The organism is Streptomyces sp. NPDC006335, assembly GCF_040612795.1.
GTDB lineage: Bacteria > Actinomycetota > Actinomycetes > Streptomycetales > Streptomycetaceae > Streptomyces.
On record NZ_JBEXQX010000027.1, the window covers coordinates 62,788 to 74,932 of the forward strand.

At 70.9% G+C, this 12,145-nt stretch carries 10 protein-coding genes; 2 read left to right on the forward strand and 8 right to left on the reverse strand.

Translation table 11 applies throughout. The annotated features are described in order from the left end of the window. Position 1: 1 nt before the first annotated feature. From ABZ098_RS41780 to ABZ098_RS41800, 5 genes are read right to left on the reverse strand one after another with little or no spacing between them, the layout of a single operon-like run. Positions 2-352, reverse strand: a complete 351-nt coding sequence (locus tag ABZ098_RS41780) for a hypothetical protein (protein ID WP_356599721.1) — start codon at positions 350-352, stop codon at positions 2-4. Further along, complete coding sequence (locus tag ABZ098_RS41785) at positions 352-3,042, reverse strand: ATP-binding protein (RefSeq protein WP_356599723.1); 2,691 nt, start codon at positions 3,040-3,042, stop codon at positions 352-354. The genes ABZ098_RS41780 and ABZ098_RS41785 overlap by 1 nt, the downstream gene beginning before the upstream one ends. Next, positions 3,039-3,620, reverse strand: a complete 582-nt coding sequence (locus tag ABZ098_RS41790; RefSeq protein WP_356599725.1) for a hypothetical protein — start codon at positions 3,618-3,620, stop codon at positions 3,039-3,041. Before ABZ098_RS41790 ends, ABZ098_RS41785 begins: the two co-directional genes overlap by 4 nt. Beyond that, the gene (locus tag ABZ098_RS41795; RefSeq protein WP_356599727.1) at positions 3,617-3,961 is read right to left on the reverse strand and encodes a hypothetical protein; all 345 of its coding nucleotides are present in this window, start codon (positions 3,959-3,961) and stop codon (positions 3,617-3,619) included. Before ABZ098_RS41795 ends, ABZ098_RS41790 begins: the two co-directional genes overlap by 4 nt. After that, entirely contained in the window at positions 3,958-4,899 is a 942-nt protein-coding gene (locus ABZ098_RS41800; protein WP_356599729.1) for a conjugal transfer protein, read from the reverse strand. Before ABZ098_RS41800 ends, ABZ098_RS41795 begins: the two co-directional genes overlap by 4 nt. A 705-nt stretch (positions 4,900-5,604) precedes the next feature. Between ABZ098_RS41800 and ABZ098_RS41805 the strand changes: the two genes are divergently transcribed. Beyond that, the gene (locus tag ABZ098_RS41805) at positions 5,605-7,023 is read left to right on the forward strand and encodes a hypothetical protein (RefSeq protein ID WP_356599731.1); all 1,419 of its coding nucleotides are present in this window, start codon (positions 5,605-5,607) and stop codon (positions 7,021-7,023) included. Continuing rightward, positions 7,020-8,456 carry a hypothetical protein gene (locus tag ABZ098_RS41810; RefSeq protein WP_356599733.1) on the forward strand — a complete coding sequence of 479 codons (1,437 nt, stop codon included), beginning with the start codon at positions 7,020-7,022 and terminating at the stop codon, positions 8,454-8,456. The genes ABZ098_RS41805 and ABZ098_RS41810 overlap by 4 nt, the downstream gene beginning before the upstream one ends. 173 nt (positions 8,457-8,629) lie before the next feature. On the opposite strand, the gene ABZ098_RS41815 is transcribed toward ABZ098_RS41810, so the two are convergent. From ABZ098_RS41815 to ABZ098_RS41825, 3 genes are all read right to left on the reverse strand, one after another. Beyond that, positions 8,630-9,388 carry a hypothetical protein gene (locus ABZ098_RS41815; protein WP_356599735.1) on the reverse strand — a complete coding sequence of 253 codons (759 nt, stop codon included), beginning with the start codon at positions 9,386-9,388 and terminating at the stop codon, positions 8,630-8,632. Between the two features lie 118 nt (positions 9,389-9,506). Then, positions 9,507-10,835: a DNA cytosine methyltransferase gene (locus ABZ098_RS41820; RefSeq protein WP_356599737.1), complete on the reverse strand. Its 1,329-nt coding sequence runs from the start codon at positions 10,833-10,835 to the stop codon at positions 9,507-9,509. An 86-nt stretch (positions 10,836-10,921) separates the two neighbouring features. Further along, a complete protein-coding gene (locus ABZ098_RS41825; protein WP_356599739.1) occupies positions 10,922-11,773 on the reverse strand; it encodes a hypothetical protein in 852 nt (283 codons plus the stop codon). Between the last annotated feature and the right edge of the window lie 372 nt (positions 11,774-12,145).

Consider the following 12,145-nt stretch of genomic DNA (forward strand, 5'->3'; position numbering starts at 1 on the left):
GTCAGCGCCGCCTTCGCCCAGCAGGGCAACGGAGCCGCCACATCAGGAGGGCGGCCACACCGGCAGCGGCCGGCACGACCCGCCACGCCGCACCGGCAACATCCGGCTCGGCAGAGGCGGTTGTCGTGCTGCGCACGCAGTAGTCCTTGGCCGGACCCACGATCAGCGCGCACGGGTCTTGGTCCGTGGGATGGGCGTCTGCGGCGAAGGCCTGCCCGGTGCGCGGCCACCACGCCTCCGGCACGCTCACCCCGACCGCCAGGACGAGCACGCCGACCACGACAGCCATCACGGTGAGGACGCTCGCGGCCGCGGCAAGGCGCCGGGAGCAGTCCCCGGTAGAAGAGGTCATCAGACGAGTTCCTTCGCACGGGACCCGGCGGCCTCACCGGCGAGCGGCTCAGGCACGGCAGGCGAAGCAGCGCTCGCGCGGCGTCCCGGTGTGGTCGTGATGGACGTGGTGATGCGCTCGATACGGGGGATGGAGACCTTGATGCGGCCGGTGTTCTGCCGCGGGCAGGTCAGCAGGAACTCGCCCTCCCGGCCCTTGCGGCCGACGGGGGACAAGCCGGTGGTCACCAGCCGCAGCAGTTCGCCGTCGTTCGGGTCGAGGCCCACGAACTCCAGACCGCGGCGGGCACGTTCGCGATCAGCAGTGCGGGCGAGCGCGCGGTAGGCCATCAGGCCGCGGTCGGGGCCGAGTTCCTCGGCGTCGTGAGAGGCGGCGAGGAGACCGGCACCATGCTTGCGGCCGTCGTGGAGGATTTCGTGGACCAGCGCAGTGCCCTCGGCCGACGAGGTGAGCCAGTACAACTCGTCGGCCACCACGGCGGTGAACCGTCCGGGGTCCTCGAACGCTGTCTGCCGGGCGAGAGCGGCGATCAGGTAGAGCACCGCGCGGCCGATCAGGGCCTCCAGCGGCTGCTGGTGCAGGACCTCCGGGTTGTCGAACGCGGCCTTCGGCGGCAGCTTCAGACCGGCAGTCGTGATCACGATCATGTCGGAGGTGCTGGACGCGTCCAGGTGGACGGGCGGCAGCGTGGGGTCGAACACCATCCGTGCCAGGGAGTTGGTGGCGACCACGCGGACGAGACCGGCGAGGGTGGCGGCCGCGTCCTGCCGCTTGCCCACCTCGCTCTTGGCCATCTCCTCGAGGACTTCCAGCACGCGGTGCATGGACGGGGCATTGCTGGCGGCGGCGTGCTCGACGGCGTGGTGCAGGACCTCCCCGTTGGTGCTCATCGGGCCGATCCCGAGCTGCAGAGTGAGGTAGGACAGGGCGTAGTGGCGGCCCTCAGGGCCGTCGAACATCCTCAGCGGGTCGATGGACACCTCTGCCTGGGCGGCGTCGATGATCTGGACGCGCCCCTTGGCGGCGGTGCGGGCGAAAGTCGCCCATTCGCGTACGGGGGTGCGGTCGATGCAGATCGCGCAGCCGCCGCGCGCCCACACCGCCTCCGCGATCAGCTTCTGCAGGACGCTTTTGCCCGCTCCGAGGTCCCCGACGATGCCCATGGACGCGGACGCGTCCACCTTGGGCGCATCCGCCACGTTGATCATGACAGGGCGGGTGGTGCCGCTGTCCAGGTCGATGCCGAGGAACATGCCGTTCGGGTCGCCGACCTCGGAGGCGGTGAAGGCCCCGCCGAGCGCCCAGTCTTCGGAGATCTGGTGCTGGGTGAACTCCCGTACGAAACCCGGGCGTACGGTGCCGGGCAGACCGAGCGTGAACAGGGCCTCTTGCAGGCCGGCCGGGCGCACGGCCCGGTAGTCGGCGCCACCCAGCAGCGCCGCCAGGGCGCGGGCCCTCGCGTCGCACACGGCGGCGGTCGGCCCCCACACCGTCAGCACGGTCACGGACTGCACCTCGACCTCCACGCTGGTGCGCGACAGGCGGGCGTCCAGCTCGCCCAGGTCACGGGCAGCCTCGGTCAGCGAAGCCGGCATGCCGGTGGGGCGGGCGTCGTACTGGTCGGCCTGGTCGATGAGTTCGTTCTTCTTGCGCCGCACCTGATCGCGGGCCTTCTCCGCCGGGACGAGGGTGAGGTCGACGGCGTAGTCGACGGGGAAGTCGAGGGTTTCCAGCTGGGCGAACAGGTCGGCGGCGTCCTGGCTGACCGCGGGCGGGCACTCGGCCAACGCGAGGTGCGCCTGGTAGCCGACCCCGGCGTCGGATTCGACCTGCAGCCAGCGCCGCCCAAGCGGCGAGCCGGTGTTCACCCGCCACCACGCCTTGCGCCCGGACCGCGTGATCCGGCCGGAGCTCTTGAGCTCGTCGACGTCGTCCAGGTCGGGGTCGATGCCGCCTTCCTGCAGGCGTACTTGGCCGAGGTCGGCGTAACTGGGGGAGCGCAGCACACCGTCACGCAGCTGTCCGCCGTACAGGTCGCTGGTGGCGGCTTCCGTCAGCAGCGGCTCTGCCAGGCCGCGGTGGAGGGCGTGCTGGATCATCCACACGAGCTCCGCGGGGCGGGCCGGGCGGAAGGCGATGCCGCCGGCGAGCGCGGCCTCCACCCGGGAGGCCTGCTCGCGATAGGAGGTCACCTCCCGCTGTGCCACCGGCGCCGGGCGCATGCCGAGCATCGGAGACAGCTCCGCCCACGCCGCGCCGAGGGAGGCTGATACCTGCAGGCTGGTTGTCTCGGTCTGCAGCGGAACCGCCAGCCACAGGGTGCGGTGGTGCATCTCCTGGTCGTCGAGCAGATCAAGGGTCGCCTCGACGTTCTCCACCCACGGGTGCCGGCCCGCGCCCGGTGCCGTGTCGGCCGGCTCGATGCCCTCGATCATCTTGAGGGCGATCTCTCCGGGGTCGACCTGCGCACACAGTCCGAACAGTCGCGGCGCCCCGGACAGTGACCGCACCAGATGTGTGATCTTGGCGAGCTGTTCGTCTCGGACCGCGGCGGGCACGTAGGTGCCCTGGACGGTGTCCTCGTGCTGCCCTTGCGCGTCCGGGCCCGGGTGCAGGCGGTAGACGGCCCACACGCTGCCGTGCGTTGACCAGAGGAGGTGCCCGGCGATGTGACGGATCGGAACCCTCACCGCGCACCCCCGCCCTGCTCGGCGAGCGCGAGCAGCTGCTGAACACCCGACACCGGCCCCACCGGCACCGCCGGAGCAGTCGGCTCCTTGCGGCGGAGCGCGGCCGGGCGGCTGGCGGCGGGGTTCGGGTGCGGCACCCGGTCGATCCGCGGCCGCGCCGCAGGGGGCGGTGCAGCGGCCGGAGCCTGGGCCGGCGCGTCCTCGATCGTGAAGCTGCCCATCAGCGGGTGGGGGGCGCGGTCGCGGGCGGCGCGCCCGCCGATCCGCCCTCCCTGGGGCTGCCAGAGAAGCAGCGCCCAGCCCAGCGCCGCCGGCAGCGGGGCGCGGCCCCGGATCTTTGGACGGCGGACCGCCCAGATCGACAGCAGCCAGGCTGCGATCGGGATCGGCCCCATCCAGGACCACCAGCTGATCGTCTTGATCAGAAGGAAGCCGCCACCGACGGCAACCGCGATCTGCGCGGGCGTGTACGGGCCGAGCGGGATCTTCCAGTCCGCGACCTTGCCGAGCACCCAGGGATGGCGACGGGCGGCGGTGTAGAAGCGCCCCACGCGGCCCGCGGTCGCTGCGGCGCTCACAGCCAGCCTCCGACGCCAGTGGAGTGCTCTCCTCGTACGGCGGGCTCGGAACCGTGCACGATGCCGGGGAATGCGGGCGCGCCCTTGGCAGGATTCTTGACCTCGTCCTCGAACATGTCCGAGAGGTCCTCGCGGGAGTTGTACAACCCCAGCGCGATGATCATCAGCAACAGGGCGCCGATCCCGGCCTTGAGGCTGAACTTCTGGATCATGATGACGACGACGAGCACGAGCAGACCGGCCTGCAGGCCCTTGGTCGCCCAGTCCTTGAACATGTTGATCCAGCTGTCGCCGAGGTCATCCAACTGACCGGCGAGGATCACGCTGTTCACTGTGTTCATCGGGCACCCCCGTCCAGGGCCGTGCCGGACTCAAGGGCCGAGACTTCCCAGCGGCCCGAGCGGGCCGTGAGCGCGAGCTCGTACGCCAGCGGCCACCGCCCGCCGGTGTCCCGGGCTTCCACCTGTGCGAGGACACGGACCGTGGTGCCGTCGGCCGGCACCTGCTCCCCGGCCGCGGCCTCCTCGACGGCGGACACCTGCTGCACGTCGACAGCCGTGTACGGGGCGGGGGAGACAGCCGACAGGCTTACGCCGGGGGCGAGGTAGCGATCCACCTCTCCGGCACCCGTCAGGTAGGCGGCGAGGAACTCCCCGACGGCCGCCGACAGATCACCCTCCGGGACACTCACGCCGTACGACGACTTCGGCACCTCGGCCCGAGCCGGACCGGCCACCACGCCGGGTGCACCGGTCACGGTGAACGAGGCTCCCGCGCGATCGGCGGTCACCGACACCGCGTAGTACCGCACCGCTCCGTCGGCGTACTGCGCAGCCACGGTCACCGACCACACGCCGCCGGCGCGCTGCGCACTGCGCACCGCCATGACGGACTGAGGCGTCGACTGTGCACCCGCATCCGCAGCCGGGTCGGGCAGTTCGACGTCCGGCGCCATCGACTGCGCAAGCCGCGCCTGCGCACTCGAGGCGTCATCCGCGCTGCTGCGGAGCCACGCGTTGACGAATAGCTGCGCATAGCCGGCCGGATCGGCGGCCACCGCCGTGGTGCGCGCGGCACCGGTGGGCTTGGACGGGGTGGCTGCCTCGACCGTGGTGGGGCTGGAGGTGATGGCGATGCCCAGAGCGATTGGGCCGGCCGCGCTGACGGTCCAGACCGCCAGGCGTGACAGACGCACGCGGCGCCGCATCGCCTCCAGCCGGGCGCCTGCCGCCATCGGAGCAGCTGCCTCGCGCTCCGCGGCCTGCTTGCCAGGAGACATGGTCAAACTCCCAGGTCAGAACGAATGTTTCTGACCTTGAGAAAACCCGCGGGCCCCGACCCGACCACCGACCACGAACCCCCGACCACGGTCACGATGGGGACACGAAGTCCATGGTCGGGGTCGTGGTCGGCCCGACCACAGGCCCGACCATGGGCCACCCGCGAGTGGGAACCGGCGCGTCCTGGCCGCCACAAGCCTGCGGAGCCGATAGCCGCAGTGAGGCCTTCTTGCCGCTCGGACACCGGACCCCGCACCGGCGCGCAGACGGGCGCCCCCAAGGGCCGCGGCAGAGTCTGCGCAGTGCGGCACCCGAACCTGCGCACGAAAAGATCAGGAAGTCTCGGGCGGACTGCGCAACCGCTCAGCGCCACCCGACTGCGCACGACCCTCGACCGGTTGCGCAACCCCGTTGCGCAACCGGCCGTCCGGCGATGCGCAATCGGGCGGCGCACCCCGCACAGGCCCCAGCCGAAGGCAGCGTGGTCGCCCCGACCATGACCCCGACCACGGCAGCTAGACGGCTGCGTTGCCGGATCGTGACCGATGGTCGGGGCTGGTGGCCGTCAGCCTGGTCGGGCTCGGCGGGTGAGCTGACGGCATGGAACACATGCGCGCTTCCACGCCCACCACCGGCTGCCACACCTCGGCGAGCCCGGGGCGCCGCCGTGGCCACCGTGCGCGGCCGACGCCGGGGGGATGGCGGTGAGCCGCTTCGGGGCGGGGATCCGCCGGGGCGTGATGGCGGCCGATCAGTTCACCCAGATCGCCAACGGCCTGTTCCGTGATGATCAGTTGTCATTCAAAGCGAAGGGCATCTTCGGGTACGTCAGTACGCACGCCAACGGCTGGCAGGTGACGATCGCCGACCTCGTCCGACTGGGCCCGGACGGACGGGAAGCGGTACGCACCGGGCTGAAGGAGCTGGAGGCGCACGGCTACCTGATCCGTGAGCGCCTGCGCCGCCCGGACGGCACCCTCGGCGAGATCGTCTACTGCATCACCGACCGCCCGGCCACCCTGGACATCGCGCTGATCGAAGCCGACTTCGTGATCGCGTCTCCGGAGGCCAGGCACGCCGCCGGGTTCGGGGCCGGGATCCGCCGGGGCGTGATGGCCGCCGATCAGTTCACCCAGATCGCCAACGGCCTGTTCCGCTCCACCGAGTTGTCCTACAAGGCCAAGGGGCTGTTCGGACTGCTCTCCACGCACCGGGAGGGCTGGCGGATGACCGTCACCGACATCACCCGCCGGGGGCGCGACGGTGAGTCAGCCGTCAAGAGCGGGCTGAAGGAGCTGGAGAAGCACGGCTTCCTCGTCCGGGAACGCGAGCGCGGCGAGGACGGAACCCTCGGCGCGGCCGCGTACTTCATCACCGACCTGCCGGCCCTGCAAACCAGCAGGTCACAACCAGAGTCGGGTTTTCCACCAGTGGATGACCCTACGTTGGCTGATCGGCCCACTAAGAACACCAACAGAAAGAAGACCACTCAGCAGAACACCAGACCCCTCCCTCCCCGCGCCCGCGCGGCGGGACCGCGCGGCGAAGCGCCCTCACCACGGACGGAACCGCCCGCGCCCGCGGACCTCGAGCCAGGCGTCCGCCTGCTGCTGGCGATCGGCGCACAGCGCCCCGAACTGCTGCTGACCGACCAGATCCTCGCCGAGCAGGGGCGCACCGTCACCGCGATGCTCGACGCCGGGTGGACGCGCGAGCAGCTTCAGCACGTCATCAGCGACCGCCCTCTGCCGAGCCCGGTCCGCACCACCGTCGGCGCGATCATCGCTGCCCGGCTCCGCGCCGCCCAGGCCTACCCGCCGCCCGCCACCGTGGCAGACCACGACGACTCGCCCGCATGGGAGGACCCGCCACCGCGCTCAACCACCTCCTCCGCCGCCCGCACGGTGAGCGAGGCCCTGACCTACCGGGCCCTCGTCGAATGCGCCGGCTGCGGCGTCCCCGGAACCGCCCCCGGCGAGGACCTGTGCCCGGCCTGCCTCGGCTGGCCGCCGTGCCGTACCTGCCCGGGCCCCACTCCTCGCCGCGCCCACCCCGAAGGCGACGGCCGCTGCAGCACGTGCGCCTCCGCGTTCGTCGACCACCTGGAAGGAAGCACTCCGTGACACAGACGCTCCGCACGCCGTCGCAGACCGCGGTCGCGCACTACCACCGCCCCTTCACCCGTGACCCGGGCCGGTGGGAGAAGGAAAGCGCCCGCGCCCTACGCACCGGCCACGTGCGCGACAGCACGTGCACGGCCGCGTGTCAGGCCGTGCTCGTGCACGAACGCACCTCGTGGGGCTGGCTCGCCTGGACCGTCCTCGCAGACGGCACGCTGCCCGAGGTCCCCCATCAGATCGGGGTGCTCACCCCGTCCGCGACCCGCACCCAGCGGCTGGCGCTGCGCTGGCTGACCAGGCGCCCCGCTGTCGACGCCGTCCCCGGCTTCCTGCGATTCTCCACCGCTGCCGTCGCGCTCATCACCGTGATCGTCGGGCTGTTCGCCATACGCCGCGGCGTCCCCATCGACGTCGCCCTGCCGGCGATGCTCCTCGCTCCACTCCTTGCCGAGCACCTGCCTGGCCGGCTGGACGCCCGGGCCGAGGAGCACGTCCGCAAGGTCGATGGCGTCAACGCCTGCCGCTACCTGCAGCGCCTCGCCACTCTGCACACCTCGCTCGTCCAGGCCGCCGAGGGCAGCGATCGCTACGAACTGCGCCGCTCGGCCGAGGTCGGCCACAACCTGCTGTGGGACGCCGCCGACCTGCTCCAGACCAACGACACTCGCTCGGCCTCCGAGGGCCTCATCACCCGTGAACGGCTGATGCTCCAACTCGCCGACCAGGTCGCGCAGATCATTGAGCGCCCCGCACGTGATGAGGACGCCGCCCCGGATGCGGACCACCCCCGCGGACCTGGGCGGCCACTGGGCCCCTACCCGCGGGGATCCCGCCAGGCGACAACTGGCCGCATGCCCCGCACATCACCGCTGAAGGGAAATGTCCTCATGCCCCAGCCCGAGTCCAGCCAAGCCACCCGCACCGCGGACGTCTACCTGCTGTTCGCGCACGAGCCGTACTACCCGGGCCCCGGCACCCAGGAGATCAACACCACGGTGGTCGCCGCCGGCTCGCTGCGGCACCCGCAGGTGCGCCAGCCCGACGGGGTCCGGATCCACGACCTTCTCGTCCAGGGACGGCAGCCGGGCGAGATCATCCCGCTGGCCACCCTCACCCACGAACTGAACGGCGGGACCGACTGGCCCAAGGTCGGCGACTGGGAGGGTGTCACCACCGACTTGGTGCAGCTCGTCCATGCAGGGCAGTGCGACGCCCTCAGCCTCGGCCTCCCCGACATAGCGCGCGCCCTCCTGTGCACGGGGCCCCACGGTCAGGTCCGTGCGTTTGATGCCGCAGCCGGCGACTTCGTCATCTACGGCTCTGCGGAGCGCGCCGTGGTCCTGGACGAAGTCGGCATGTTCCTCACCGGCGTTGCGGCCGAGCGACCCTTCTGGCCAGGCGACAGCCTCCTGCCCCCGCTGGGACAGCGTGCCTGAACCCGTGGCTGCCATCGACGGGAGCTGACGATGTGCGGATACGAATCGCGCGCCGTGTGGGCAGATCTGCGGCGCCTGCCGCAAGGGCTCGTCCACCGGCGTGCGGGCAGCCCGCCAGCCGCGTGAACACCGACGCCCCAGGTCACGTGCCTGGGGCGTCGCATGACCTCTGCCTATCGCCCGCGCAGCAGGCTCAGGGGGAGGGGCCGAACCTCGCCCCCGCGGCGGTCACGGAGAATGCTGACGTCGCCGAGCTCTTGCCGCAGTTCCTCCTCCCGTTCTTGGGCGTACGCGTACCGCTCGGGCAGGGTCTCCAGAAGGTGTCTCCACTGGCGCTGGCCCGCGCGCACGCAGGTGCCACCGCAGTTGTTGTGGGCGAACCCGAGCTCGTACATGCGGGGCGGTGATACGCCCAGGGCCCGCGCTTCGTCCAGGAGTTCCTCCTTGGTACGGGGCGGCTCCCACTTCCCGCACAGAGGGAAGCGCGTGACCCAGGGCTTCCAGTTTCGGGCGATCGCAGGGATCCGTGCCCGGTCGCGCTTTGTGTTCTCGATCCCGACGTAGACGAGCGTGTCGGCGGGGTCGGCGTGCTGGTCCATCCACTCCCGGCACGGCACCTGTTTGAGCAGGCGGGTACAAGGGGCGAATCGGTCGTTTCCGAGGAACCGAACGTCGTGGAACACCTCCCAGGGGGTGCGTCCGTCGGCGACCTTCGTCAGCGGTACGCCAAGAAGCCTGCTGGTGTCGTCGGCGAACCTCCACAGATCGTCGTCCTCGATGCCGGTGTCGGCGATCAGGAGAGTGAGGTTGCGGGTGCCGAACCTTCGGGCGACCCGGACGGCGACAGCGAAGGACCCGATACCGCCGCTGAACTGGACAACGTGGCGCCGGATGGTGAGGGGCCGGCGCCTGGTGGGCGTGTGCTGGGACATAGGCGGAGCTCCTCCGGGGGGTGAGTCGGTGGAACCGCCGTCCAGGAGTTGCCGCACCTGGACGGCGGGGGAGGGGCGGTCCGGGACCGAGCGGGGCCCGGACCGCCGTGGTGGCAGCTCAGGCGGCCAAGGCCAGGCAGGGAAGGAGCCGTTCGCCGAGCCAGCGTGCGGCGTTGACGCTGACGGCGTTGCCGATCTGCAGGATCGCCTCGGTCTGGTTGCCGTGGATGATGAATTCCTCCGGGAACCGCTGGACGAGCTTGAGCTCCTCCACCGCCAGCATCCGCAGCGTGCATTCGTCCACGGTCGGGGCCGGGATGACCAGCGAGTGGTGTGGCTTGCAGGCAACCGTGGTGAGCGGATCGGTGGTGACGCGCGGGGCACCCTTCCGGCCGATCGGGACGATCAGCGCGTGATGACGGCCCTGCGCGGCCAGCGCGGGCACGGGGCCGGTGATCGGCAAAGCGGTGCCGTGGTTGCGGAGCATGACGATGTGCGGGTCGGTGCCGAACCGCTCCAGGCCCACCGCGATCCGGGCCCGGGTCGAGGCCGCGTACGGGGTGAACTTCTTGCGGTCCGGTCGGCCGTCACCGACACGCTGGCCCGGGCGGTCCCAGTCGATGATGTCGGCGACCGGGCGGGTCACGGGGGTCACCTTCAGGTGCCGGCACGCCTGGTTGGGGCAGCGGAAATCGTACTGCTCGCCCCACTTGCCGATGCGGCGCGCCTTCGGGTCCTTCCACACCTGGTTGGCCTGCACCGGCCCGCACTCCGGGCACATCGCCTCCGGGCGCACCCGCAGGTCAGGCAGGGGGAGACCCTTGCGGGTGAAGACGATGTAGATGCGGTCGCGCAGCTGCGGCGCGAGCAGGTTGTCGCCGCCGCCCAGGTGCGCGGATGACGCGTTGACGATCTGTACGTTGTAGCCGAGCAGTTCCATACCGCGCAGCCACCAGTCGAACAGCTCCCAGTCGGTGGCGAACTCGGCCACGTTCTCGATTACGAGGGCGTCGGGGCGGTGCAGCTCGGCGACGGCCAGTACGTCCAAAGCTGATGCCCTGGTCTGTACGAAGGTCGCCGCCTTGGCGCCTTCGTCCTTGCCGGTGAGGCTGAGGCGCCCCTGGCCGCGGTAGCGCTTCCTGCCGCCGGCCTTGCTGGCCTCGGTGCACAGGATGGACGCCCAGTAGACCCGGGCGGACGGCAGGTTGCGCTTGTCGTAGGTGTGGATGTCCTCGCACTTGTGCTCGGCGTGCGGGTGATTGGCGCGATGGGTCCGTACGGCGACGGGGTCGTGGTTCATCCCCAGGAGCAGCAGGTAGCCCGCTTCCTCCAGGCCGTGGCTGCTGCCGCCACAGCCGCTGAACAGATCGACGAAGGGGACGGGCCCCAACGCGGCCTTCAGACGTGCGAGCTCGGATGGGGTGAGAACCGGGGCGTACCGCTGCACAGTTGCCTCCTTGACGAGTTGAGTTGGTGAGGCTGTCGGCCGGGCGTTGCCGCGCCCGGCCGACAGGAGGGGATCGACCAGGAGTCTCAGGCGTGGGGCTTGCGGGGTTTGTCCCGGAGGGTGGGCCCACCACCGTGTTCGCGGGCGCCGTTGAGTACCGCGTCTGCCAGAGCCACGGTGTCCGCGGCACGGGTCAGGCCCCGGCGGGAGCGGTAGACCTCGGTGAGTGCGTCGTTGGCGCCGCGCCGTACTGCGAGCCAGCCACCGAAGTCGCCGACGGAGTGCTCGGAGTCGGTCTCGCGACCGACGGCGGCCGCGTCGCTGATGGTGATGTGCGAGCCGTCGGCCAGGCGGACGCGCAGGTACGTCCCGGTGTGCTTGTGGACGGGGACCCAGCACAGGCCTTCCGTCTCCAGCTGGCTCATGAGCGAGGCGGTGAAGTCGTCGGGCAGGTCGGCGAGCTGGACGTCGCGGGTGAGGTGGGTCAGCGTGATGTCGAGGACACGGAGGGCGGAGACGTCGACACGGACGGCCTGGGCATGGTCCTGGGTGCTGACGGTCCAGTTGTAGAACTGGCGGACGTCGTCACCGGTGCGCAGAACGGCCGGGCCGAAGCCGGTCAGGGATCCGTCCTCACGAGCGCGGGTGAATCTGAAGAACCGCTTCACCTCGTGTGCGCCGGCCGGGAGATCCGGCAGGGGCGTTGCTTCGCCCTCACCCGGCAGGTCCTCGAAGGCGGTGATCGTGCGGGCTTGAACGAGCGTGTGTTCGGTGAGTTCGATGCGGTCCGTCCACGGCTTCGGGTGCCAGAAGTCGTACTGCTGGCGAACGGCCGACGCGTGCAGGCCGGTCGACCGGTGGGCGAACCCGTTCTTGTCGTAGACAGCCACCGTCCAGTAGACGGTGCGCTGTTCGGGAGTGAAGGGCAATGTGATCACGTCTGCTCCTGAGGTGCTGGTGACCTTTCAGGTTGCCGCCTGGAAGGTGAAATCAATTATACACCATTCGAAGGGTGGGGGCAACCCCCTCTGTGAGCACGTGCAGGTCGCAGCCCTGCTCGCGCCGCGGTCGCGCGTCGGGTCTTTGGTCTACTCGTACAGGCGGGACGAGGCCTTCGAGGACGGCGCCCTCGTCAAGGTCCCGTCCGGGGCGGCCGCGGCCGCCGGCTTCGAGGTGCCGCTGATCATCAGCGCGGGTGTGCGACGGGAATTCGTGGCAGGTGGCGACGGCGGTGAGGCTGAGCGGCTGGGACGGTGCTGTCCGCGGTGGCGAGGGCCGTCGAGGCCTCGCCGGCGGACGAGATCTGCTTC